The 23,725-nt window shown below is 65.6% G+C and carries 29 protein-coding genes and 1 tRNA gene; 18 read left to right on the top strand and 12 right to left on the bottom strand.

The genetic code is table 11. From position 1 onward, the window contains the following. Positions 1–55 precede the first annotated feature (55 nt). A complete protein-coding gene (locus H536_RS23940) occupies positions 56–289 on the top strand; it encodes a DUF6429 family protein (protein WP_035695345.1) in 234 nt (77 codons plus the stop codon). Here the strand turns inward: H536_RS23940 and tnpC are convergent. The 3 genes from tnpC to tnpA all read right to left on the bottom strand — a co-directional run bounded on the left by tnpC (position 270) and on the right by tnpA (position 2,722). Beyond that, positions 270–1,898 carry an IS66 family transposase gene (tnpC, locus tag H536_RS0120630; RefSeq protein ID WP_024350967.1) on the bottom strand — a complete coding sequence of 543 codons (1,629 nt, stop codon included), beginning with the start codon at positions 1,896–1,898 and terminating at the stop codon, positions 270–272. The genes H536_RS23940 and tnpC overlap by 20 nt on opposite strands. Positions 1,899–1,970: 72 nt before the next feature. Continuing rightward, positions 1,971–2,318: an IS66 family insertion sequence element accessory protein TnpB gene (tnpB, locus tag H536_RS0120625; protein WP_024350968.1), complete on the bottom strand. Its 348-nt coding sequence runs from the start codon at positions 2,316–2,318 to the stop codon at positions 1,971–1,973. After that, positions 2,315–2,722 (bottom strand): IS66-like element accessory protein TnpA, encoded by a 408-nt coding sequence (gene tnpA, locus H536_RS23935; protein WP_081651925.1) that lies wholly within the window; start codon positions 2,720–2,722, stop codon positions 2,315–2,317. Before tnpA ends, tnpB begins: the two co-directional genes overlap by 4 nt. Position 2,723: 1 nt before the next feature. On the opposite strand from tnpA, the gene H536_RS25220 reads away from it, so the two are divergent. Then, a complete protein-coding gene (locus tag H536_RS25220; protein WP_280512690.1) occupies positions 2,724–3,491 on the top strand; it encodes a tyrosine-type recombinase/integrase in 768 nt (255 codons plus the stop codon). Between the two features lie 123 nt (positions 3,492–3,614). Here H536_RS25220 and H536_RS0120620 read toward each other — a convergent pair whose 3' ends face one another. From H536_RS0120620 to H536_RS0120610, 4 genes are all read right to left on the bottom strand, one after another. Further along, a complete protein-coding gene (locus H536_RS0120620; protein WP_024352255.1) occupies positions 3,615–4,310 on the bottom strand; it encodes a ParB N-terminal domain-containing protein in 696 nt (231 codons plus the stop codon). Beyond that, positions 4,310–4,960, bottom strand: coding sequence for a hypothetical protein (locus H536_RS0120615; protein WP_051141668.1), 651 nt, complete (start codon positions 4,958–4,960; stop codon positions 4,310–4,312). The genes H536_RS0120620 and H536_RS0120615 overlap by 1 nt, the downstream gene beginning before the upstream one ends. Positions 4,961–5,037: 77 nt before the next feature. After that, the gene (locus tag H536_RS23925; protein ID WP_081652014.1) at positions 5,038–5,934 is read right to left on the bottom strand and encodes a DUF4238 domain-containing protein; all 897 of its coding nucleotides are present in this window, start codon (positions 5,932–5,934) and stop codon (positions 5,038–5,040) included. Then, on the bottom strand, positions 5,915–6,535 hold the full coding sequence (locus H536_RS0120610; RefSeq protein WP_024352253.1) for a recombinase family protein: 621 nt from the start codon (positions 6,533–6,535) through the stop codon (positions 5,915–5,917). Before H536_RS0120610 ends, H536_RS23925 begins: the two co-directional genes overlap by 20 nt. Positions 6,536–6,720: 185 nt before the next feature. Here H536_RS0120610 and H536_RS0120605 point away from each other — a divergent pair, with 185 nt between their 5' ends. Continuing rightward, entirely contained in the window at positions 6,721–7,425 is a 705-nt protein-coding gene (locus tag H536_RS0120605) for a hypothetical protein (protein ID WP_024352252.1), read from the top strand. Between the two features lie 262 nt (positions 7,426–7,687). On the opposite strand, the gene H536_RS0120600 is transcribed toward H536_RS0120605, so the two are convergent. Together H536_RS0120600 and H536_RS0120595 are read right to left on the bottom strand one after the other, a co-directional pair. Beyond that, positions 7,688–7,763, bottom strand: a tRNA-Ala gene (locus H536_RS0120600). Positions 7,764–7,966: 203 nt separating this feature from the next. Then, positions 7,967–8,416 carry a TIGR02300 family protein gene (locus H536_RS0120595; protein WP_024352251.1) on the bottom strand — a complete coding sequence of 150 codons (450 nt, stop codon included), beginning with the start codon at positions 8,414–8,416 and terminating at the stop codon, positions 7,967–7,969. Positions 8,417–8,850: 434 nt separating this feature from the next. On the opposite strand from H536_RS0120595, the gene aroA reads away from it, so the two are divergent. From aroA to H536_RS0120570, 5 genes are all read left to right on the top strand, one after another. Next, on the top strand, positions 8,851–10,215 hold the full coding sequence (gene aroA, locus H536_RS0120590) for a 3-phosphoshikimate 1-carboxyvinyltransferase (protein WP_024352250.1): 1,365 nt from the start codon (positions 8,851–8,853) through the stop codon (positions 10,213–10,215). 1 nt (position 10,216) lies between these two features. Then, complete coding sequence (locus H536_RS0120585) at positions 10,217–10,621, top strand: hypothetical protein (RefSeq protein ID WP_024352249.1); 405 nt, start codon at positions 10,217–10,219, stop codon at positions 10,619–10,621. A gap of 4 nt (positions 10,622–10,625) precedes the next feature. Further along, positions 10,626–11,261, top strand: a complete 636-nt coding sequence (gene cmk / locus H536_RS0120580; protein WP_024352248.1) for a (d)CMP kinase — start codon at positions 10,626–10,628, stop codon at positions 11,259–11,261. Positions 11,262–11,554: 293 nt separating this feature from the next. After that, complete coding sequence (gene rpsA, locus H536_RS0120575) at positions 11,555–13,255, top strand: 30S ribosomal protein S1 (protein WP_024352247.1); 1,701 nt, start codon at positions 11,555–11,557, stop codon at positions 13,253–13,255. A gap of 130 nt (positions 13,256–13,385) precedes the next feature. Further along, complete coding sequence (locus tag H536_RS0120570; protein WP_024352246.1) at positions 13,386–14,000, top strand: GNAT family N-acetyltransferase; 615 nt, start codon at positions 13,386–13,388, stop codon at positions 13,998–14,000. Positions 14,001–14,086: 86 nt separating this feature from the next. On the opposite strand, the gene hslV is transcribed toward H536_RS0120570, so the two are convergent. Further along, entirely contained in the window at positions 14,087–14,647 is a 561-nt protein-coding gene (gene hslV / locus H536_RS0120565) for an ATP-dependent protease subunit HslV (RefSeq protein WP_024352245.1), read from the bottom strand. Between the two features lie 181 nt (positions 14,648–14,828). Between hslV and hisB the strand changes: the two genes are divergently transcribed. The 10 genes from hisB to H536_RS0120515 all read left to right on the top strand — a co-directional run bounded on the left by hisB (position 14,829) and on the right by H536_RS0120515 (position 21,955). Next, a complete protein-coding gene (gene hisB / locus H536_RS0120560; protein WP_024352244.1) occupies positions 14,829–15,437 on the top strand; it encodes an imidazoleglycerol-phosphate dehydratase HisB in 609 nt (202 codons plus the stop codon). A 22-nt stretch (positions 15,438–15,459) separates the two neighbouring features. Then, a complete protein-coding gene (locus H536_RS0120555; RefSeq protein WP_024352243.1) occupies positions 15,460–15,951 on the top strand; it encodes a DUF2628 domain-containing protein in 492 nt (163 codons plus the stop codon). A 4-nt stretch (positions 15,952–15,955) separates the two neighbouring features. Then, the gene (hisH, locus tag H536_RS0120550; RefSeq protein WP_024352242.1) at positions 15,956–16,609 is read left to right on the top strand and encodes an imidazole glycerol phosphate synthase subunit HisH; all 654 of its coding nucleotides are present in this window, start codon (positions 15,956–15,958) and stop codon (positions 16,607–16,609) included. Between the two features lie 36 nt (positions 16,610–16,645). Continuing rightward, complete coding sequence (gene hisA, locus H536_RS0120545) at positions 16,646–17,386, top strand: 1-(5-phosphoribosyl)-5-[(5-phosphoribosylamino)methylideneamino]imidazole-4-carboxamide isomerase (RefSeq protein ID WP_024352241.1); 741 nt, start codon at positions 16,646–16,648, stop codon at positions 17,384–17,386. A gap of 75 nt (positions 17,387–17,461) precedes the next feature. Further along, positions 17,462–18,019, top strand: coding sequence for a Uma2 family endonuclease (locus H536_RS23455; RefSeq protein WP_024352240.1), 558 nt, complete (start codon positions 17,462–17,464; stop codon positions 18,017–18,019). Positions 18,020–18,109: 90 nt separating this feature from the next. Further along, positions 18,110–18,895 (top strand): imidazole glycerol phosphate synthase subunit HisF, encoded by a 786-nt coding sequence (gene hisF, locus H536_RS0120535; protein ID WP_024352239.1) that lies wholly within the window; start codon positions 18,110–18,112, stop codon positions 18,893–18,895. A 51-nt stretch (positions 18,896–18,946) separates the two neighbouring features. Then, positions 18,947–19,279, top strand: coding sequence for a phosphoribosyl-ATP diphosphatase (locus tag H536_RS0120530; RefSeq protein WP_024352238.1), 333 nt, complete (start codon positions 18,947–18,949; stop codon positions 19,277–19,279). Further along, positions 19,279–20,235, top strand: coding sequence for a type I pantothenate kinase (gene coaA, locus H536_RS0120525; protein ID WP_024352237.1), 957 nt, complete (start codon positions 19,279–19,281; stop codon positions 20,233–20,235). Before H536_RS0120530 ends, coaA begins: the two co-directional genes overlap by 1 nt. A 178-nt stretch (positions 20,236–20,413) precedes the next feature. Further along, entirely contained in the window at positions 20,414–20,935 is a 522-nt protein-coding gene (locus tag H536_RS25045; RefSeq protein WP_202814828.1) for a co-chaperone GroES, read from the top strand. A gap of 18 nt (positions 20,936–20,953) precedes the next feature. After that, entirely contained in the window at positions 20,954–21,955 is a 1,002-nt protein-coding gene (locus H536_RS0120515; protein WP_024352235.1) for a hypothetical protein, read from the top strand. On the opposite strand, the gene H536_RS0120510 is transcribed toward H536_RS0120515, so the two are convergent. After that, a complete protein-coding gene (locus H536_RS0120510) occupies positions 21,956–22,576 on the bottom strand; it encodes an alpha-ketoglutarate-dependent dioxygenase AlkB family protein (protein ID WP_024352234.1) in 621 nt (206 codons plus the stop codon). An 89-nt stretch (positions 22,577–22,665) separates the two neighbouring features. Beyond that, entirely contained in the window at positions 22,666–23,490 is an 825-nt protein-coding gene (locus H536_RS0120505; RefSeq protein ID WP_244495485.1) for a helix-turn-helix transcriptional regulator, read from the bottom strand. Positions 23,491–23,725: the final 235 nt, after the last annotated feature.

The raw sequence follows: 23,725 nt of genomic DNA, 5'->3' as shown, positions 1-23,725 counted from the left end.
GTATCCATCCGGTGTGAGCCGCGGCGGTCTCGGTTTGCTGTGTTATCCTGACCGCGTGGAGATCGATAACGACAAGATCGATGATGCTGTCCTGGCACTTTTGTGGTTGACGCTGCACGGCAATCGGCGTGCCTGGAAGAGTTTTGACTGGGAAGTGACCGACCGTTTGCATCGGAAGGGAATGATCACTGACCCGGCGAACAAGGCAAAATCGGTGATGCTAACGGATGAGGGTCATCGGCGATCGGAAGACCTTTTCCGGGAGCTGTTTACGCGGCCGACGCCATGATCTCCTGACGGGGTGGCCAGTTCCAGGGCAGGAGTTCGTGGAGCCGAGTTTGGGGGATGTCGGCGATGCGCGCGAGGACGTCGGCGAGCCAGGCCTGCGGATCGATATCGTTCAGCTTGGCCGTCGCAATCAGCGTCAGCATGAAGGCGCAGCGATCGGCGCCGCGATCGGAACCGGCAAAGAGCCATGACTTGCGGCCGAGAGCCAGGCCGCGGATCGCGCGTTCCGCCGCGTTGTTCGTCAGGCAGATCCGGCCGTCGATGGTGAAGCGGGCAAAGCTGTCCCAGCGTGTCAGCATGTAGTCCATGGCCTTGGCGACCGGCGCGTGGCGCGACAGGCGCGCCCGCTCGATGCGCATCCAGTCCTCCAGATCGGCCAGAACGGCCACGCTTCGCTCCTGCCGGACAGCCAGGCGCTCTTTGGCAGGGCAGCCGTTCACCTCGCGTTCGATGTCGAACAGCGCGTCAATGCGCTTGACCGCTTCCAGTGCCAGCGGCGAGATCGGCGCTGCGTTCTTTCCTCGCCGGGCGCTTTTGGCGATGTCGGCGAGTTCGAAGAACTTCCGTCTCGAATGAGCCCAACAGAGCGCTTCCGTCACCGGAGTGGGACTTCGGCTTGCCTCATAAAGCCGGCCATAGCCGGGATAGGCGTCGGCCTGGAGGATCCCGCCATAGCCGGTGAGATGGCGTTCGGGATGCTCGGCCGTGCGGTCGCGCGAGGCGTAAAACAGGGCCGCCGGCGGTGCCTGTCCGCCGAAAGGCCGATCGTCGCGAACATAGACCCAGACCCGACCGGTCGCTGTCTTGCCCTTGGCCAGGATCGGCACGGTGGTATCGTCGCCATGCAGCCGCTCGGCGGCAAGAATGTGCCGCTCGATGAGGTCGTGAAGCGGGCGCAGGGCATCGACGCAAGCGCCGACCTGATCGGCGAGCGTCGACAGGCTGAGGTCGATCCCCTCGCGGGCGTAGCGGTCGGACTGGCGGTTCAGCGGCTGATGTTGCCCGAACTTCTCGAACAGGATCATCGCCAGGAGGTTTGGTCCGAGGAAGCCCCGCGGCGTCGTGTGGAACGGCGCTGGCGGCTGGGTGATCGTCTCGCACTCCCGGCAGGTGAACTTCTCGCGGACGGTCTGGATCACCTTCCATTGGCGTGGGATCACCTCCAGCGTCTCGGTGACGTCCTCGCCGAGCTTCGACAGCTTTGCCGAGCCGCAGCACGGACACGAAGTTGGCGCCTCGATCACCACCCGCTCCCTCGGCAGATGCTCGGGGAAAGGCTTCTTCGAGGGGCGCTTGCGGTTGAAGGCCTGAACGTTCGTCGTCTTCGCCGCGGCCCGTTCGGCGGCAAGCTCGTCCTCGGTGGCAGTGGCCTGGGCATCCTCGAGCTGCATCTCGAGCTGGTCGAGGAGACGGGCCTTGCGCTCCGAACGCGTCCCATAGAGTTCGCGCTTGAGCTTCTCGATCTCAAGCGTCAGATGCGCGATCAGGGCTTCGGCGTCCGAGGCCTTCGCCTTTCTGCGGGCCACTTCGGCTTCCGCCCGATCGGCACGCCGTTCGGCCGCCGCGAGGGCGGCCTTCAAAGCGGCGATATCATCTGGCGCGGCGGCCATGGCGGAAAATCCGAAGCAGTTCGTGACAAAGCCGATTCTGCCACAGACCCCCTGCAACACAAGGAGTTTATGCTATCCGACCGCGCTCGGGCGCCAGGTTCTCTGGGGATGGCGCCAGTCGATCCCTTCAAGCAGGTAGCCGAGCTGCGCCGGTGAGATCGTCACCGTTCCGTCGGCCGGTGACGGCCAGATAAAGCGCCCCCGTTCGAGCCGCTTCGTGAACAGACAGGCGCCCTGTCCGTCGTGCCAGATCACCTTGATCAGATCGCCGCGGCGACCGCGAAAGACCACGACATGGCCGTCGTTTGGATCCCGCTTCAGCGTCTCCTGGACCAACAGCGACAATCCGGGAAAGCCCTTGCGCATGTCGGTATGGCCAGTCGCCAGCCATACCCGAACGCCGCTCGGAACCGGGATCATCGACGACGGTCCACGACATCGAGAATGCGGCCGAGCGCCTCAACATCGATACCTGCGTCAACACGGATCGTGCGACCGCCGGAAAGCTCGATCTCGATCCGGTCCGACGCACGGCGCCGTCCCGTCTTCGCCCGTGCCGGAAAGTCGTGAGACGGTGCGGACGTCGGCGTCGGAATGGCAACTGTCACCGGAACCAACGCAGGCGGTTGAGGCCTCCGCGTCTCACAGAGCTGCTTTCTCCACCGAAATAGCTGGCTCGTATGGAGACCCGCCGAACGAGCCACTTGCGATGCCGTCACACCGGGCTCGAACGATGCCGCGACCAGCCGCTCCTTCTCCTCACGGCTCCAACGACGGCGGCTTCCGCCCCCGCCGGTAATCACCTCGAACTTTGCTATCGTCATAGTGCTGCTCCTAGGATTATTCCTAGGACTTCACCGATACGGCGAACGCTGTGAAGGCGGTACACCGCGTGGGCTTACACTATCCCGGTACTGGCAATGGCTGCACCGTCGGCATGAGGTTGAGGCGAATGTTTGGAAGGGGGTTGTACTCCCAGAGCCGAGGGTATCGGACGTCGAGAAGGAGCGGCCATTCACCGAGGCCGAGCTGCAGACGCTGCTGTCGGGGCCAGCCACCGAACGGATGCACGATCTGATGCGGATGGGCGCACTAACCGGCAGCCGCATCGACCCGATAGTTTGTCTCCGCGTCAAAGACTGTGAGAACGATACGTTTCGGTTCAAACCGCAGAAAAGGGAACCCGGACCGCGACTATGCCCCATTCACCCCGACCTGCAACGTATCGTGGCTCGGAGGTGTGAGGGAAAGCACCCCGATGATGATCTTTTCCCTGAATGGCCGTATCTGAACTCCAAGGATGGCCAGCGAGAAAAGTCATCAAAGGCATCTGAGGAGTTCACACGCTATCGGCGACGTGTGGGAGTGGATGACGTGATACCGGGCAATCGACGCGCTCGGGTGAACTTCCACTCATTCCGTCGATGGTTTGCGACAGAAGCTGAACGTGCGGACCAACCTCCCCACATCATCTCAGCCGTTATCGGTCATAGGGACGGACGCGCCGGGACGACGCTTAGCGTCTACTCATCTGGCCCAAAGCTTGAACAAGCACGGCGGTGCGTCGAGGCAGTGCGGTTGCCCAGCTCGTAAAAACCTCCGATAGCCTCCACGAAAGGCGCTTCAGGCCTGTGCCGTTGCAAGGGCATGTTCATTCTGAACACTAAAGGCTCGAACCGCCTAACCTGCAGGGCTTTGCCGGCCGGTAGCTAGGGCTCAGAAGGGGTCTTCCTCCCACCCGACCGTCTCCTTCATCCGGCTGACGATGCCTTCAGCCTCACGGATGATCGTCTCTCGATCCTCTGGATCACTGGTGGCTTGAAAAGCCGTAGTGAGCCGCTCCATACCATCCCTCGCCGAGGCGATCTGGGAAGAGACCTTCGGAGCTGGCTCGAGACCGCCACGGCCACCCGGTCCACCGGACATCTTCCCGGCTACCTGGGGAAAGTCCTTGCGCATCCAGTTGTAGATCGTGCCGACGGGCTTCCCGATGTCGCTTGAGATGTCGCGGTAAGACTTGTAGCGCCGCTTCGGCGTCCTGTGGTTTCCAGCTTTCACGTACGCGCGGAACACTTGCCGCATCTCCGTGGGTTTCAGCGGGACCCCATGCGTCAGGTTCGCCTGCGCTGCCATCCAAAGGGCCTGCGTGCGGGTCACATGCCGCACGTCAGCTTGCACCTGATGCCGCCCTAGGTTCTCTAGAGCCTGCAGCCGGTGCCAGCCGTCAACGAGCAGGAACGTCTCATCTACGCGAGCGACCACCACTGGAGGCATATCGCGATCCAGCTTGTACTGCTCAGAGTACCGCTTCACAGCCCCAGCATCGAGCTTTCGGCGCATCTGGAACTGCGGGTCTCGCACGATCTCAGCGATGCTCAGCTCAGTCACGATCGCCTCCTCATGCCGCGCCATCACTTCAGCTCCTCAAGGGCATCTCGAAGTTCCTTCTGCCGGCACTGCAGGGCCTCGAGGTCGCGTTCCTCTAACTCTGCAAGCCGAAGCCCGGCCATCCCGAAGGCCTCCACGATCCACACCCGCAAAACCGACGATGCCTGAGGGGATAGCTCGCGATACACATGACGGACCTTCCCGGCGTTCTGATCCCACCGTCGGCCGGCGCTGACACCCGCGACGCCTCGCACCCGCCGCACGAGCTGGGTCCAAAACGCCCGATCCGAGCGGAACCGGTGCGGCTCCATCTCCTGCATGACGAACATCGCGAGCGCGGCATCGATGATGTCCCGAGCTGCGGCCCCGTCGGCTAGACGTATCAGCTCTGTAGCGGCCCTCAGCTCGCTTCGGTTCACGGGCCGGCCGTCCGCAGCCTTACTCAAGATCGCCCGTGAGTGGGCTTCTATGGCCTCCCATCGGACCTCTAGCTGGCCCCAGATCGGGTTCTCGGGGTTCTTCTCCCGCCTAGCCGCGACACGGCGCAGATACGGGGCGAAGTCCGCCTTCCCGATACCACGCTGATCAACGCTGCCATGGCGGCGCAGGCGCGTCTTATGGGTGGGGCAGTAGGCACTGTAGCGTGATGCTGTTTCGTTCGTACATCCAATCACTCGACACGTCCGAGGCATGCTTCTCCATCAAGTTTAGCAACCGTCCCCAGAGGAACAGGAACGCTTTCATTCTTACATCAGCCAACCAACCCAGGAAGCGGTGAGAACGCCATCACACCGACCTCTCCGGAAGTCGATATGTAGTGGCTTTCGGCGGCTGCCCTTACCCCATCGTTCACCCGTCGCACAAATGAGGCCGGCGCTTCATAGAACCCGTTCTCCGCCTTATGAGCTATGACCACGCAAGTGGTTGGTGAGATCGGCATGGTCAACTCTATCGTTGGCGAGGCTGGTGCAATTCCCCAGAATGACCCCCGGGGCCTGGCCGGGTCGTAGAGAAGTACTGGATTATCTGACGTGATATATTGCATACCGGACGGCGCTCGCAGGAAGGAGAAGTTTCGATCTGCGTATATGGGAGTTAGAATGTCGATCGCAGTGGGGAGCAGTACATCCAAGGGCTGATCGACTACTGCCTGAAGCTCGTCGATGCCAATGGCGCTGCTATCGGCGCTGGAAATGCCTGTGGCCATTCCATCATGGTAACCACCATCCCGTACCCGCTCCTCAAGGCGTCTCGCCCTGCCTAGTAACTGTCCGAATTGACGCTGATGGTGGTCCTTTTGCCGAGCGGTCCGGTTCATCATCGCTACTACAAACGCACTAAGGTATACTTTTTCTTCCGCCGTGATCAAAAGACCCGGTGCGATAAAACGACGGCGTACTAGCTCGAACTTCGTCTCAAGCTGGGACAAGCCATGTTCTAAGTGCAGTAACCGCTCATCTCCTACCATCACCGTGTACATGTCCGTCTGCGTGAAGACGTTTCCGGGAGACCGACGCTCGGGCTGGCTTCCGACCTTTTTCCAGACCCACACATACGGTTCCCAGCCCTTAGGCGTCTGTGGATCACACCAAGCAGCAAGATACGACCGCGGTATAACATGCTGCTTTTTATGTGTATTCCTCGCCATTTTGTCCCCCAGCCTCAACAGAATTGCCACTAGCTCGCATCCGGAACTGTCTCTCGGCAATCACCTTCTGCACAGTCGCTTTCGAGAAACCGACCTTCGCCGCAATCTGTCGAATGCTGTTACCCTCCTCACGCAACCCCATGATGGACGCACGGATCTCGCCAGTAAGCTTGGGCGGACGGCCGCCGATCCGGCCTTCGGCCTTCGCCCTCGCGATGCCTTCCATCTGCCGCTCCTTCCTGATCTCCGTCTCGAACTCAGCGATCAACGCGAGGATGCCCATGACGAGCTTGCCGGTGCGCGTGGTCGTATCAACGGCGCTATCGTCCAACACCTTGAAGGCGACGCCTTTCGCTTGAAGCTCCGTCACGGTGCGATAGAGATCGGCGGTGGATCGGGCCAGCCTGTCGAGCTTGGTGACGAGGAGCGTGTCGCCCTCTCGAACGAACTCAAGGCACCGGGCCAACTCGGGGCGCTCGCTATCGAGGCCGGACCGCTTCTCGTGGAAGACCTTCTCAGCACCCGCCTCCTTCAGGCGATCCACCTGCGTCTGGTAGTCCTGTTGGCCGGTGGAGACGCGAGCGTAGGCAACAACGGTCATGTCCGGTATCCTCTTAGACGTTGGTGGACACACGGTTAATGGACGCGAAGTGTACGGTCAAGAGGGGTGGGCCAGAAAGGTATACGTTTGTGGACAAAGCGGTCGCTCAGGGAAGCTCGTGACTGGAAGGGTAGCGCTCAGGTGGACGGCGTTCTATCGTCCACAACCTAACCCGGCAGGAAACGATGCACTACGATCTGATCTCTGAAGACGACTATGCAACACTTCCAGATGACCCAGAGCTGAAGTTCGTGGCGGTGGAGGCTGTCTGTCGTCGAAACATGAACAGGCTGATCGACCAAGACACACAGGTCGAATTCGACCACCTAGTCCGAGCCCAGTACATGACGATTGTAGCTGCAGCTGCTGAAGAGCTTGGGATAGCGCGTGTGGAGTTCCCGGACTACGCCGACGAACCGGCGACCGAGTTCAATCGTTTCCTTCGAGCAACAAGCGCAGCTGTCGCCCGAATTCGACTGAAGTCAGGCGGAAGGAACGACCCGCTTTCCGTACGGCTCGCCACTGTGACACGCGGGAAGATTGAACGTGAGATCCAAAGACTGCGGAACATGATCGACGAGAGCGACCTCCCGAAGGCGCGTAAGGCTGCTCTACAAGGGAAGCTTGATGATCTATCTTCGGAGTTGCGCAATCAACGCGTCGGCTTCGGCAAGACGCTTGCCATCCTTGCCCACGTCGGAGCGCTGATGGTGGGGACGGTTGCCGTCTTCGCTGACGCACCAGATGCGATAGCAACGATCACCAAGCTCCTCGGCGACGACAAGATCGCGGAAGATGCTGAGGCTCAGCGGCTTGGGGCTCCCCCAGTCCAGCAGGCTCTTCCCGCGCCCGCCAAGAGGCAGGAACTGGATGACGAGATACCTTTCTGAAGAAGATGGCGCGGTTTGTGTGCGAAGTCACGCAACGGCTGATCGGCTAAACGTCCCCCCCAAGGGGGAACTCTTGCGCGTTCGTATATATGAAATGGGGGCTCGTGAGTTCACCCCAAACGTTCGCACCTCAGTGAGACCGGTTCGCGATGCGCCGTCTTGAGAAAGGTACGCAGCGTGGGTACGAACCTGGGTACGAAAAAAGCGCTAGAGGGCATCTAAGATGCTGAACTCTCACGCCTTTTGCCTATGACGGAGAGATTGGTGGAGCCAAGCGGGATCGAACCGCTGACCTCTACAATGCCATTGTAGCGCTCTCCCAGCTGAGCTATGGCCCCACGCCGCCGGTTGACCGGCGAATGTCGGAGCCCGTCTGGTGGTCGGGCTCGCGTTGTGTGGGCGGGGTTTAATCAAGCCCGCCGCGAGGGTCAAGTGGTTTTCCCTCGTCAGGATGCGATGCCGGCAAATTTTCCGGAACCGCCTGTTTTCGCAACGGTCCCGCCGGCCGGTCGGCCGACGGTTGTGCGCCTTGAAGACCGGATCAGTCCTCGTCGTCGTCGCGACCGCCGCCGATGATGTCGGAGACGTCGTCGTCGTCATCCTCGTCGTCCGGCAGATAGGCGGCGTCGTCGTCGTCGTCGTCGGTGGCGTCTTCGTCGTCGGTCTCGTCGACATCCGGCTTGGCCTTGGCGGTGCCGGCGCCCTCTTCTTCCTCGACGTCGTTGAGCGACACGGTGTTGTCGGTCTGCTCGATCTCCACCGTATCGTCCTCATCCTCCTCTTCCTCGTCGGCCGCCTGCTTGGCGGCCGCTGCCTTGGCCTTCGCCTTGGCGGCAGCGGCGGAGGAGCGCGAAACCTCGACGGTCTCGAAGAACGACAGCGGATAGGTCTTGCCGGTGAAGGGCGAGACGATCGGATCGCGGTTCAGGTCGTAGAACTTCTTCCCGGTCTCGGGATCGGTCCGCTTGGTACCAAGTTCGGGTTTCGCCATTATCGCCTCGTGATGATCGGGATGGTCGCCTGACGCGTCCAACTGGTTGATCGGGGTCCGGGTTGCATGCGGCGGTCGATGTCCGCCGATCCGCGGCCCAGGCCGGAACAGGCAGACCGGGCCGCCGAGCGCTGCGACGAAGCCGCCGGCCCCGCCGCGGCAAGCCCGTGACGCGGCCGGTATCTGGCGCTTTCGCGACGCTGTGCCGGTCCGTTGAAAATCGGTTGGTCCCATACGGCCTAGACCGGCCCTTGTCAAAGCCCGATTCGGGCGACAGAAAGGGCCGCCGTCCCGGCCGCCGATTTCCACCCCGGCAGGCGGGACGACAGGGTGGCCGCCGCGCGGCCCCGATGCCGCCGACCGGGCCCTTCGCCCGCCGCGCCACGACGCCAGGCCACCCGTGCGGGGCCAGAGAGAACCGGGAAGAACGTCACATGCATGGAAGCGCAGCCAACCCCCGGCCGATCGCCGCTCGCCATTCGGCCGCGCTGACCGGCACGGTCACGGTTCCCGGCGACAAGTCGATCTCGCATCGCGCCTTCCTGTTCGGCGGCATCGCAGCCGGAACAACCCGCGTCACCGGGCTTCTGGAAGGCGAGGACGTGATCGCCACCGGCAATGCCATGCGCGCGATGGGCGCGCAGATCCGCAAGGAGGGCGAGACCTGGGTGGTCGAGGGCGTCGGCAATGGCTGCCTCCTGGAGCCCGAGGGCATCATCGATTTCGGCAATGCCGGCACCGGCGTGCGCCTGACCATGGGGCTGGTCGGCTCCTATGATTTCGGCGCCACCTTCGTCGGCGACGCCTCGCTCTCCAAGCGCCCGATGGGCCGGGTCCTGGATCCGCTGCGGCTGATGGGCACCCAGGTCGTGGCGCGTTCGGGCGACCGTCTGCCGCTGTCGCTGCACGGGCCGCGCGTCGCCGCGCCGATCGAGTACCGGGTGCCGATGGCGTCGGCGCAGGTCAAATCGGCCGTGCTGCTCGCCGGCCTCAACGCACCCGGCATCACCACCGTCGTCGAACCGGTGATGACACGCGACCACACCGAGAAGATGCTGCAGGGCTTCGGCGCCGCGCTGGAAGTGGAGACCGACGCCGAGGGCGTGCGCCATATCCGGCTCGAGGGTCAGGGCGACCTCAAGGGCGTCGCCGACTTCACCGTGCCGGGCGATCCGTCCTCGGCGGGCTTCCCGGTCGTCGCCGCGCTGATCGTGCCGGGCTCCGACGTGACGGTGGAGAACGTCCTGATGAACCCGACCCGCAGCGGCCTCGTCGAGACGCTGATCGAGATGGGCGGGTCGATCGAGATCCTGAACCGGCGCGTGGCCGGCGGCGAGGACGTCGCCGATTTGCGCGTGCGCCATTCGGAGCTGACGGCGGTCGAGGTGCCGGCCGAGCGCGCGCCGTCGATGATCGACGAATATCCGGTGCTGGCCATGGCCGCCGCCTTCGCCAGGGGCACCACGGTCATGCGCGGCCTCGACGAGCTGCGGGTCAAGGAGAGCGACCGCCTCGCCGCCGTTGCCGCCGGGCTCGCCGTCAACGGCATCGTCCACGAGGAGGGCGCCGACTGGCTGACCGTGACCGGCAATCCGGACGGCCGCGGCCCGGACGGCGCCTATGGCGGCGGCACGGTGGCCACCCATCTCGACCACCGCATCGCCATGAGCTTCCTGGTGCTGGGCATGGCCTGCGAGCGCGCCGTCACCGTCGATGACGGCCGGATGATCGCGACCAGCTTCCCGGCGTTCCAGGCGATGATGGCCGGCCTCGGCGCCGATCTGTCCGACGGAGCATGATTTGACGGCGTTTCTGGCGCTCCTGTTCTTCTCGCCGCTGGCCTTCATCTACGGGCGTTATCGCGCCCGCCAGCTGCGGGCCGCGCCGGGAACCCTGAAGGGCCGCCTCGCCGCACTGCTTCCCATGCCGCTCTTCGTCGCCGGCTGCGTCGTCCTGGCCGTCCTCCATGCCAATGCGCCGCTCGGCGCGGGCGACGCGGTGCTGGCCACCGGCAACGGCGTCATCGACTTCGTCATCGGCGCAGCCCGCAAGATCGGCGAACTGGCGCTGATCCTGTTCATGGTGGCGATCCCCTATCTCCTCGGCGCGGTGATCGCCGCCGTGCTGCTGGTTCTCGACGCCCGCGGTGTCACCACCCTTGCCACTCCGACGCCCGAACCGGATGCGTCGGCCAATACGGATTGACCCCATGACCACGGCGCTCACCATCGCGATCGACGGCCCTGCGGCGGCCGGCAAGGGCACGCTGGCCAAGCGCGTCGCGGCGCATTACGGCCTGCCCTATCTCGACACCGGGCTGCTCTACCGCGCCGTCGGCAAGCTCGCCGACGATCGCGGCGTCGATCTCGACGATGCGCAAGCGACCGGCGCGATCGCCACGGAGCTCGACACCAGCCATCTCGACGACGGATCGCTGCGCGGCCGCGAGGCCGGTGAACTCGCCTCGCGCGTCGCCGTGCACGGCGCGGTCCGCACGGCGCTCACCGAATTCCAGCGCAGCTTCGCCGCCCGCGCCGAGGGTGCGGTGCTGGATGGCCGCGACATCGGCACGGTGATCTGCCCGCAGGCGCGGGTGAAGATCTTCGTCACGGCTTCCGCCGAGGTGAGGGCGCGCCGGCGCACTGACGAACTCGCCGCCAAGGGCCGCGACGTGGATTACGAGCGGATTCTCGCCGAAGTGCGCGAGCGGGACGCCCGCGATGCCGGCCGTGCCATCGCGCCGCTGCGGCCGGCGCCCGATGCACACTTGCTGGACACCAGCGAATTGGGTATAGAAGCGGCGTTCCAGGCGGCCTGCGCGGTCATCGATCGCGCCCTGGCCTGACGGAACGGAGTTTGCGGGGCGGGTTCAGAACTGGACCACGTCCTTTTCGGCTATCGGCCTGCGCGTATCTGCCGGCCCTGCCCAGAGCTTCGATATCACCTGTCCGGCCGCGGTCCCGCGCGCCGCACGAATGCCGACCCGCCTAGAGGCGGTCGTCCTTCGGGCCCCTCCCCGCCGTCAACGCCGGGATGGGCCGGACCGCGATCCCGGACGTTTGCAACGTCTGACCCGGGGCCTCGCCCCACGGCGCGCTGCTCTCTCGACCAGACCGAGAGAGTCCCCAAGGAGTAGGAATGTCCAACGTATCCCCGCGCGAAGATTTCGCCTCACTGCTCGAAGCCTCGTTCCATGAGCAGGACGTCGCCGAAGGCATGGTCGTCAAGGGCACCGTCGTCGCGATCGAGAAAGACATGGCCGTCATCGACGCCGGCCTGAAGGTCGAGGGTCGTGTCGCCCTCAAGGAATTCGGCGCCAAGGGCGCAGACGGTGGTCTCCAGGTCGGCGACGTCGTCGAGATCTATGTCGAGCGCATCGAGAACGCCCTCGGCGAAGCCGTCCTGTCGCGCGACAAGGCGCGCCGCGAGGAGAGCTGGGTTCGCCTCGAGGAGAAGTTCAACAACAACGAGAAGGTCGAAGGCCAGATCTTCAACCAGGTCAAGGGCGGCTTCACGGTCGACCTCGACGGGGCCGTGGCCTTCCTGCCGCGCTCGCAGGTCGACATCCGTCCGATCCGCGACGTCGGCCCGCTGATGAACACGCCGCAGCCGTTCCAGATCCTGAAGATGGACAAGCGTCGCGGCAACATCGTCGTGTCGCGCCGGACCGTGCTCGAAGAGAGCCGTGCGGAGCAGCGTTCGGAGATCGTCCAGAACCTCGAAGAGGGTCAGGTCGTCGACGGTATCGTCAAGAACATCACCGATTACGGCGCCTTCGTCGACCTTGGTGGCATCGACGGTCTGCTGCATGTGACCGACATGGCATGGCGCCGCGTCAACCATCCGACCGAGATCCTGCAGATCGGTCAGACGGTGAAGGTCCAGATCATCCGCATCAACCAGGAGACGCATCGCATCTCGCTGGGCATGAAGCAGCTCGAGGCCGATCCCTGGGATGGCATCGGCGTCAAGTACCCGATGGGCGTCAAGGTCACCGGCCGCGTCACGAACATCACCGACTACGGTGCGTTCGTCGAGCTGGAGCCGGGCATCGAAGGCCTCATCCACGTCTCCGAGATGTCCTGGACGAAGAAGAACGTCCATCCGGGCAAGATCCTCTCCACCTCCCAGGAGGTCGAGGTCGTCGTTCTCGAGGTCGACCCGAACAAGCGCCGCATCTCGCTGGGTCTCAAGCAGACGCTCGCCAATCCGTGGGAGAGCTTCCGCGACCAGTTCCCGATCGGCACGATCGTCGAGGGCGAGGTCAAGAACAAGACCGAGTTCGGCCTGTTCATCGGTCTGGACGGCGACGTGGACGGCATGGTCCACCTGTCGGATCTCGACTGGAACCGTCCGGGCGAGCAGGTCATCGAGGAGTTCAACAAGGGCGACCTCGTCAAGGCCCAGGTGCTCGACGTCGACATCGACAAGGAGCGCATCTCGCTCGGCATGAAGCAGGTCGGTGGCGATCCGTTCGTCGAGGCGGCTGAAGCCGGTGACGTGCGTCGCGGCGCCGTGGTCACCTGCGAGGTCACGGAAGTGAAGGATGGCGGCCTGGAAGTGAAGATCGTCGATACCGATCTGACCTCCTTCATCCGTCGCTCCGACATCGCCCGCGATCGCGACGAGCAGCGCCCCGAGCGTTACTCGGTCGGCCAGAAGATCGACGCCCGCGTCACGCAGTTCGACAAGAAGGCGCGCCGCGTCGGCGTGTCGATCAAGGCGCTGCAGATCGCCGAAGAGAAGGAAGCCGTCGCACAGTTCGGTTCGTCCGACTCCGGCGCGTCGCTGGGCGACATCCTCGGCGCGGCCCTGAAGGGTCGTGGCGACGAAGAATAGGCCCTAGGGCCTTCGCATTCCGCGCCGCTTCAGGTGGCGCGGAATGTTTCACGTGAATCAAAAAGGCCCGCGGCGAGAGCTCTCCGCGGGCCTTTTCTCGTCAGCTTCTCCAGACACAGAGCGCACCGCCATGCAGCTTCCCGACGGCTTCACCGCCATCCCGCCCGGCAAGATCGCCGCCATCGCCACGGTGCTGGAGATGACCGCGCCGCCGGCCGGGCTCGAGCCGCTGCCGGGCGAGGCGAACTGGCAGTTCCAGCGCGTCACCGAGCCCGATCCGGCCTGGTACGAGGCGCTGTATCGCCGCATCGGCGGCAATCATCTGTGGTATTCGCGGCTGGCGCTGACCGCAGAAGAGCTGGCCGCGACGATCCGGCATCCGGATGTGGCGATCCACACGCTCGACGTGGACGGGGTGCCGCAGGGGCTGGTGGAGCTGGATTTCCGCGAGGACGGCGCCTGCGAGCTGGTGTTCTTCGGCGTGACCGAGGTGCTGATCGGCACCCGCGCGGCGCGCTTCATGATGGGCCGCGCCATCGCCGCCGCCTTCGCCCGGTCGATCGACAAGCTCTGGCTGCACACCAACACGATGGACCATCCCAAGGCGATGGCCTTCTACCGGCGCTCGGGTTTCACGCCGGTGCGCCAGATGGTGGAGGTCGCCGACGATCCGCGCCTCATTGGCCTGTTCGACCGGCAGGCGGCACCGCATTTCCCGATGATCGGAGAGCGCGCGGCGGACTGATCCGCGATTGCTTTGCCGGCGCTGGTCGCCGGCGTATCATGGCTGGCGGGTATAAAAGGGGGACGCCTCGCGACGCCCCCGAATTGTCATGCGGTCTCGTCGAGGCTTTCGACGACGACATTGTCGTTGGTGTAGATGCAGATCTCGCCGGCGATCTTCATGGCGCGGCGGGCGATCTCCTCGGCGTCGTAATCCGTATCCGCAAGCGCCCGCGCCGCGGCCAGCGCGTAATTGCCCCCCGAGCCGATGGCGATCACACCGTGCTCGGGCTCGAGAACGTCGCCATTGCCGGTGAGCGTCAGCGTCACCTGCCGGTCGGCGACGATCATCATCGCCTCCAGACGGCGCAGATAGCGGTCCGTGCGCCAGTCCTTGGCGAGTTCAACGCAGGCGCGCATGAGCTGGTCGGGATATTGCTCGAGCTTGGCCTCCAGCCGCTCCAAGAGGGTGAAGGCGTCGGCGGTCGCGCCCGCGAAGCCGGCGATGACATCGCCCTTCTTGCCGATCCGGCGCACCTTGCGGGCATTGCCCTTCATCACCGTATTGCCGAGCGACACCTGCCCGTCGCCGGCGATGACCACCTTGCCGCCCTTGCGCACGGTGACGATGGTGGTGCCGTAGATCGTGGCGGGGTCGTGGTTTTCCATGCTCATCGCACTGTCCTTTTCCATCCAGCAGGCCGCTGCGCCGTTCGAGGCCGCAGGAACCGCCGATCCGGGCCCCATGTGGGCCTTCGGGCCGGCCTTGCCAAGGAAGCGGCCTGCGAGGTGACATCTGCCATGGGGCGGTGGTAAGAGCGCCGGGACATTCCCCGCGAAGGTGACAGCGATGGGCCAGACTGCCGGGCGGCGTGATGCCGTCGTCGAGAGACAGACCAACGAGACCGCGATCCGCGTGCGCGTCGACCTTGACGGCAGCGGCCGTTCGACCATCGATACCGGCGTCGGCTTCTTCGACCACATGCTCGAACAGCTGTCGCGGCATTCGCTGATCGACATGGACATCTCGGCCAAGGGCGATCACCACATCGACGACCACCACACGGTCGAGGACACCGGCATCGCGCTTGGCCAGGCGATCCGGCAGGCTCTGGGCGAGCGCCGCGGCATCCGTCGCTACGCCTCGCTCGACCTTGCCATGGACGAGTGCCTGACCCGCGCTGCGATCGACGTGTCGGGCCGGCCGTTCCTCGTCTTCAAGGCCGAGTTCTCGCGCCACAAGATCGGCAGCTTCGACACCGAGCTGGTGCAGGAATTCTTCCAGGCGCTGGCGCAGAATGCCGGCGTGACGCTGCATCTGACCAATCTCTATGGCAGCAACGCCCACCATGTCGCCGAGACCTGCTTCAAGGCGGTGGCACGGGTGCTGGGCGACGCCGTGGCGATCGATCCGCGCCAGGCCGACCTCGTGCCCTCCACCAAGGGCACGCTGGCGTGACCGGGCGGGCGGCGGGACGGCCATGGGCCTGAAGCGCTTCATCGCCTTCGAGCCCGGCGAGACCGCCGCCGGGGCGCGCTCCGACGGCGTGGTCTTCGTGCGCGACGGCTTCTCCTTCTGGGCGTTCCTGTTCACCGTCCTGTGGCTGTGGCGGTACCGGCTCTGGCTGGAAGGTCTCGCGACGCTGCTCGTGCTCGTCGCCATCAGCCTGTGGGGCGAGGCCAGCGGCCATTCCTTCGCGGCCTCGCTTCTGCAGCTTCTCGTCGGCCTTCTCGTCGCGCTGGAGGGCCCGAGCCTGCGCGCCTGGCGCTATCGCCGCAAGGGATGGCGCGAGAGCGCCGCCTTCCTGGCCAGCGACCGGGCCGAAGCCGAGCTCACCTATTTTTCCACGGCCGGACGGCCCGCCGATCCCGCGAGCGCCACCGCGCCGTGGCCGGCGCCGGGGCCGATGTCGCGCCGACGCGGAACCTCGACCCGCAGCGCCGGGTTCTTCGGTGCCATGGAGCAACGATAGACACATGCAGACCGTCGCCATCGTCGATTACGGTTCGGGCAATCTGCGCTCGGCCACCAAGGCCTTCGAGCGCGCCGCCCGAGAGAGCAATGCCAATGCCGAGATCGTCCTCACCGACGATCCGCAGGTGGTGCTGGCCGCCGACCGCATCGTCCTGCCGGGCGTGGGCGCCTATGCCGATTGCCGTGCCGGCCTCGATGCCGTCCCCGGCATGACCGAGGCGCTGCGCGAAGCCGTCGAGACCAGGGCCCGGCCCTTTCTCGGCATCTGCGTCGGCATGCAGCTGATGTCGTCCTATGGCCGCGAGAAGGCGGTCACGGAAGGCCTCGGCTGGATCCCGGGCGACGTCGTGCGGATCGAGCCGGCGGACCCGACGCTGAAGGTGCCGCAGATCGGCTGGAACACCATTCACGTGAATCACGACCACGCGCTGCTGGCTGGCATCCCCACCGAGGAAGGCGGGCTGCACGCCTATTTCGTGCATTCCTACCATCTGGTGGCGCGTAACCCGGACGACGTCGTCGCCACTGCCGATTACGGCGGTCCGGTCACGGCGATCGTCGCCAATGGCAACAAGGCCGGCACCCAGTTCCATCCGGAAAAGAGCCAGACGCTGGGCCTCGGCCTGATCGCCAATTTCCTGTCGTGGAACCCCTGATCCGGCCGCACGCGGCCACCTGAAAGCCTGGACGCCATGCCCATTCTCTTCCCCGCCATCGACCTCAAGGACGGCGCCTGCGTGCGCCTGAAGCTCGGCCTGATGGACCAGGCGACGGTCTACAATGCCGACCCGGCCGCCCAGGCGCGCGAGTTCCGTGACGCCGGCTTCGACCATCTGCATGTGGTCGACCTCAACGGCGCCTTTGCCGGCCGCGCGATCAACGACGCCGCCGTCGACGCCATTCTGGCGGCAGTCGGCTCGCAGATGAAGGTGCAGCTTGGCGGTGGCATCCGCTCCATGGAGGATATCGAGCGCTGGCTGGACAAGGGCCTGGCCCGGGTCATCCTCGGCACGGTCGCCGTGCGCGATCCCGACCTCGTCCGCGCGGCGGCCCGGCGGTTCCCCGGCCAGATCGCCGTTGGCATCGACGCCAAGGGCGGCAAGGTCGCCGTCGAGGGCTGGGCCGAGACCTCCGAGCTGACCGTGGTCGATCTCGCCCGCCAGTTCGAGGATGCCGGCGTGGCGGCGGTCATCTACACCGATGTCGATCGCGACGGCATCCTGACCGGCATCAACTGGGACGCCACCATCGATCTGGCCGAACAGGTCTCGATCCCGGTGATCGCGTCCGGCGGCCTCGCCTCGCTGGCCGATGTCGTGCGCCTGACCATGCCCGACGCCAGACGCCTCGAAGGCGCGATCTCCGGCCGGGCGCTCTATGACGGCCGCATCGACCCGAAGGAAGCGCTGGACGTCCTGTCCGGCAAGGGCTGAGCCAAGAGGCTGCCGTGAGGCGTCAAACACCGTGGCGGTCTTCATCGCCGTGCGGGTCCGGGTTATGATGCGCGTATGAACATCCATGCCGGTGCCATCAGGACGGCCGATGATTTCCTGCGCTGGAACGAAGGGCGCGAGGGAAAGCGTGAATTCGTGCGGGGAAGGATCGTCGAGATGATGGTCAACGTCTCCCGCAACCACGCGAAGCTCGCTGCGAGGCTGACGGCAATTCTCATCGGCGCACTGGACGAGACCGCCTACGATATCGGCACGGCGGATTTCGCCATCCGCACGCCGGGCGGCATCCGCTATCCCGATGTCTTCGTCGACCGGGCCGGCGGCAGCGGCCAGGATCTCGCCGCGCGCGAACCCGTCTTCCTGGCGGAGATTCTTTCGCCATCGTCGCTGGCGGTCGATTTCGGCGAGAAGGCGGAGGAATACACGGCCATCCCCTCGCTCGCCCATTATCTCGTCCTGTCCCAGGACGAGGCGCGGGTCTGGCTCTGGCGTCGCGGTGACGACGGCGCCTTCCAGCGGCCGGAAATGACGGTCGGCAGCGCGGCGGAGGTTGCCCTTGACGGGCTTGGAATCACGCTGGCTCTTGCCCACCTCTATCGCGGCATCGCATAAGGCGGAAAATTCGCCGTTTCCGCCCATCCGGACATTGCCCGTGCCCTCCCGACCCATCCCCTGCCCCGCCGACGAGAAGGCCACCCTTCCATGAGCCTCAAGGCACGCATCATTCCCTGCCTCGACGTCAAGGACGGCCGGGTGGTCAAGGGCGTCAATTTCGAGGGTCTGGTCGACGCCGGCGATCCGGTGGAGGCGGCGCGGGCCTATGACAGCGCCGGGGCCGACGAGCTCTGCTTCCTCGACATCACCGCCTCGTCGGACGACCGCGACACGATCTTCGACGTCGTCGCGCGCACCGCCGAGCAGTGCTTCATGCCGGTGACCGTCGGCGGCGGCGTGCGCACGGTCGCCGACGTTCGCAAGCTGCTCCTGGCCGGTGCCGACAAGGTGTCGATCAACACCGCGGCGGTGAAGCGGCCGGAATTCGTCGCGGAAGCCGCCGACAAGTTCGGCGACCAGTGCATCGTCGTCGCCATCGACGCGCGCCGGGTGGCCGAGGAGGGCGCCGCGCCGCGCTGGGAGATCTTCACCCATGGCGGCCGCACCGCCACCGGCATCGACGCCGTCGACTTCGCCCGCCAGGTCGTGGGGCTGGGCGCAGGCGAGATCCTGCTCACCTCCATGGACAAGGACGGCACCAAGTCCGGGTTCGACATCGAGCTGACCCGGGCGGTCGCCGATGCCGTCCACGTGCCGGTGATCGCGTCGGGCGGCGTCGGCACGCTGGATCATCTCGTTGCCGGCGTGCGCGACGGCCATGCGACGGCGGTTCTGGCCGCCTCGATTTTTCACTTCGGCACTTATACGATCGCGGAAGCCAAGGCCCATATGGCCGCCGCCGGCATCCCGATGCGGCTCGACCCGCCGGACTGACCGAAGCCTCGGCGGATCCGCGCAGCGAGCGCCGGCCTACGAAAGGGCATCATGACCGATTTCACGCTTGCCGACCTGGAGACCATCGTCGCCGCCCGCGCGACCTCCGACGACGCCGGCTCCTACACCGCGTCGCTCGCGGCCAAGGGCATTGGCCATGTCGCCAAGAAGCTCGGCGAGGAAGCGACGGAGACGGTGATCGCTGCCGTCTCCCAGGATGATGCGCGGGTGACCAGCGAGGCCGCCGACCTTCTCTACCACCTGCTCGTGACGCTGCATCTGCGCCACGTGCCGGTATCGGCGGTGATGGCCGAGCTCGGCAGGCGCACGGCCCAGACCGGCCTGCAGGAAAAGGCGGGGCGGCCCGACAGTTCGGCCGGATGATGGACCAGCTCGCCCCGTCGCGTTTCTCGCCCTACCGCATCTTTCCGGCGGCCGAATGGGCGAAGTTTCGCGCCGACGCGCCGCTGACGCTGACCGCCGATGAAGTTCGCCGGCTCCGCTCGATCGGCGACCCCGTCGATCTCGACGAAGTCGCGCGGATCTACCTTGCCGTCTCGCGCCTGCTCTATGCCCATGTCGAGGCCTCGCAGCTGCTGTTCGGGCAGCGCCAGAGCTTTCTCGCCGAGGATTCGGGGCAGAAGACGCCGTTCATCATCGGCATCGCCGGCTCGGTCGCGGTCGGCAAGTCGACCACGGCGCGCGTCCTGAAGGAGCTGCTCGCCCGCTGGCCGTCCTCGCCCAAGGTGGACCTGATCACCACCGACGGGTTTCTCTACCCGAACGCGGTGCTGCAGGCCGAGGGGCTGATGCAGCGCAAGGGGTTTCCCGAGAGCTACGACATCGGCGCGATCCTGCGCTTCCTGTCGGAGATCAAGGCCGGCGTGCCGCGGGTCGAGGCGCCGGTCTATTCGCATTTCTACTATGACGTGGTGCCGGGCCAGAGGGTCACCATCGACCGGCCGGACATCCTGATCTTCGAGGGTCTCAACGTCCTGCAGGTGCGCGACATGCCGGCCGACGGCACGGCGGTGCCCTTCGTGTCGGACTTCTTCGATCATTCGATCTACATCGATGCCGACGAGGCCGACATCAAGCGCTGGTACATCGAGCGCTTCATGCGGCTGCGCGAGACGGCGTTCCGCGAGACCGGCTCGTTCTTCCACCGCTACTCGCAGATCTCGCCCGAGGAAGCGCTGACCATCGCCCAGGGCCTATGGTCGAACATCAACGAGATCAATCTCCACGCCAACATCCTGCCGACGCGGCCGCGCGCCGACCTGATCCTGCGCAAGGGGCCGGATCACCTCATCGAGCAGGTCGCGCTGCGCAAGCTCTGAGCCGGGCGCAGGCTCGCGGCATTCGGTTGGCTTGACTGCCGGCCGCGTAGCGCGTCGGACGGGCGCGGAGGCCGCAACCTTGCGCATATCTTCCGTTACGTTATCCTGCCTCTTTCCTCGTGCCGCTGCGCCGGCCCGTTCGCCGGTCCTCAGCAGGACGCCGATCGAGGTGGGACCGATGAAGTTCCGGCCGATAAAGTTCCGACGGCTGCAGGATCGCATTCTCGTCCGCCCCGTGGCGCCACCCGAGCAATCGTCCGGCCGCGTCCTGCCGGATAGTGCAGCGAACAAGCCGACCGAAGGGGAGATCGTCGCTGTGGGCCCCGGACGGCGGCGCAAGGGGCGGATCGCTTCGATGAACATGGCGGTGGGGGACCATGTGCTCTTCGCGCCAACGGCCGGCAGGCAGCGCAAGGTATCGGGCCAGGATCTCCTGGTTGTCCGCATGTCGGAGCTTCTCGGCGTGATGAACCGTTCCGCCCTTCCCGGCGAGCCGACCACGGGTCCGGCCCCGCCGACGCGTAAAGCGGAGCCGGATAAGGGGCCGGGGGATCGCGCGCGCGGCGTTGCGGGCAGGGTGCGGCGGCAGGTCGGCCCGCCGGGGCACGATCAGATGGAGCGGATGGGGCTGCCCGGTGAGCCGACGATCGGGCCGGGCCGGCCGCGGCCCGGCTCCGACGAGCCCGACGATACCTTCTAGTCCGCCGGGAGCCGCAGCATGGTCGCCAATCTCGCCAAGCTGGCCGATCGATCGTTCATTGTCGGCTTCCTGTTTCCGGCGCTGGTCTTCTACAGTTGCGCGCTGCTGCTGATCGTCGAACCGGTCAATCCGGCGCTCTACACGACACTGACCGAGTCCGTGACGCTGGGCGACGTTCTCTACAATGCCCTGCTCGTCTGGACGCTGGCGATCTTCCTGATGCTCGGCAACGATCCTCTCTACAAGCTGCTCGAGGGCTACTGGCCTCCCGTGTCCTGGATCAAGCCACTGAAGGCGCGTGAAGAACGGAAGCTCGACGCCATCGACAGCGAGATCGCGGCCCTGCGGGCCCGGTGGATCGCCGAGGGCGATGCCTTTCCCGCAAGTGATATCGCGCGCTACACCGAACTCATCAGGCAGCGGGTGGACCGGTACCCGGAGAAACCCGAATCCGTCCTGCCGACCCGCTTCGGCAACGCCATCCGGGCCTTCGAGACCTATTCGAGCGCCGTCTACCGGGTCGATTCGATCCCGCTCTGGATTCACCTCTCGACGGTCTTCTCGGATGATTTTCGCGAGGCGGTCGAGGATGTCCGCACGGCGGTGAACTGCGCGATGAATTTCGTCTTCCTGGCAGGCCTTCTGGCCATCGGCCTGATCGTCGTCTTCGCCATGAGCTTCGACTATGCGCTGCGGATTTCGCAGGTCCGCCCGTTTCTGGACTCCGGCGAGTACGGGCTGCTTCTGGCGGCGGTTGTGAGCCTCGGCGTCGCCTGGGGAAGCTATGAACTCGCCATCGATCGGGCCGTGGGATGGGGCCGTGTGGTGCGGGCCGGCTTCGACTGCTATCTGCCGGCGCTGGCAAAGCAGCTCGGCTACAAGCTGCCGGACGACCCGGCGGTCCAGGGGGAGTTCTGGGAAGCCGTCAGCCGCCGGGCGATCTACAACCAGACATTCCCGCCAGAGCTGCTTGCCAAGTTGCAGCCGCCCGAAGCCGGGAAGACCGAGCCGGCGGAATGATCAGGTGCCCGCATGGGCCGTCACGCGGCGCAGGGTCAGGTTGATCCGGCCGCCCTTCTTCAGGAGCGTCGAGGTCGCGGGGTAGATCCGGTCGACGCCGTGATAGGCCAGACGCCCCTCGCCGCCGAGCACGACCACGTCGCCCGAATGCAGCCGGATCGAGGTCGTGCGGCCGCCGCGGGTGGTCTCGCCGACACGGAACAGGCAGTCGTCGCCGAGCGAGACGGAGACGACCGGTGCCGACAGATCGGTCTCGTCCTTGTCCTGGTGCAGGCCCATCTTGGCGGTGTCCTCGTAGAAATTCACGAGGCAGGCCTGCGGCGGATGATCGAAGGCGGCGAGGTCCTGCCAGATCTCCAGAAGCTCCGGGGGGATCGCCGGCCAGGGCGTGCCGGTCACCGGATGCGTGGGCTGGTAGCGATAGCCGGACCGGTCGGTCACCCAGCCCAGATCGCCGCAATTGGTCATGCGCACCGACAGGGGCTTTCCGGTCCGCGGCATTTCCGGCCGGTACAGCGGCGCGGCGGCCACCACCTCGCGCACCGCATCGACCAGCGCGACCTGTTCGCCGCGGGAGAGATGGCCCGGAATGTGCCGGACGCCTTTGGGCAGGACGTTCATGGGCGGTCATCTAGAGCAGCGTCGAAGATTCCCAGCTCCGACGCTCGAACGGACCCTGAACGAGCACAGCTGACGTGCTGCAGGCTGCTTCAGGACAGATAGCCGAGCTGGGCGGCGAGGGCGACCGCGTGGGTGCGGTTGGAGGCGTCGAGCTTGCGCTGGGCGGCCGTCAGATATTGCGAGATGGTGTATTCGGACAGGCTCAGGATGATGCCGATTTCGGATGACGTCTTGCCGAGCATGGCGAGCTTCAGGCAGTCGCGCTCGCGCACCGACAGGGGATTGTTGCGCCGGTTCTCCTCGAAGCGCGCCGCCGCCAGCATGCCGAACAGGGCGAAGGCGAAGAGATGCAGCTCGCGGATCGCCTCCGCCGGGAGGGCGCAGCTGCGTCCGGCGAAGGACAGGGCACCGTTGAAGGCGGTGAGCCCGTGCACCGGGAAGAAGGCGCCGGCGAGGTACTCCGCTTCCAGCAGCATGCGGGCCGCCGGCGAGGGATCGGGTTCATCGGCGCCGTAGAGCGTGTCGATGTCCCAGACGAAGGGCATGGGATCGGTCTTCAGGGCGCCGACGACCAGCTTGGAGCGGTGCAGGCCGAGCTGTTCATAGGCCTGGCCGAAGCTCTCCGACCAGTTGGACAGGAGAAGCCGCGTCGCCGTCCCGCCATCGTCCGTCGAGGGGACCGACAGAACCGCGGCATGGGAGAAGCCGAAATCCGTCGCCACGTCGCCGAGAAGCTGGGTCAGCGCGATTTCGTCCCAGGGCGGTGCGAGCCGGTTGAGACGGTCGAGCGCGCCGCTCATGGGGGCGCCCGGCACGGCCGCGCCGACATCCGCCTGGCCGCTTGCGCCGGGCAGTCTGTCGCTCAGGGCCGGGGCGCCCGCGGGGGCGCTCGTCGAACCGTTCGAAGATGGCATGATGGCACAGCCTCTCGCGATCTCTGAGATCCGCCTCGCGCGCCTCCGCCGCGAATCGGACAAGGCTCATACTGGCCCCTCCGGGCCGAGGATTGAAGTCTTGACATGACGATCGGATGGTTTGCGTTTCCGGCTGCCGCGGGCGACCCGTCGCCAAGGGTGGCAGGATGGCGCCGCCACCCCCATCTAGCGGCGAGTTGCCATGGTGGCCGGCCCGGCCGACCCCCATCGATGC

It is taken from the genome of Aurantimonas coralicida DSM 14790 (assembly GCF_000421645.1).
Taxonomy (GTDB): Bacteria; Pseudomonadota; Alphaproteobacteria; order Rhizobiales; family Rhizobiaceae; genus Aurantimonas; species Aurantimonas coralicida.
This window is presented reverse-complemented; position numbering and strand designations above follow the sequence as displayed.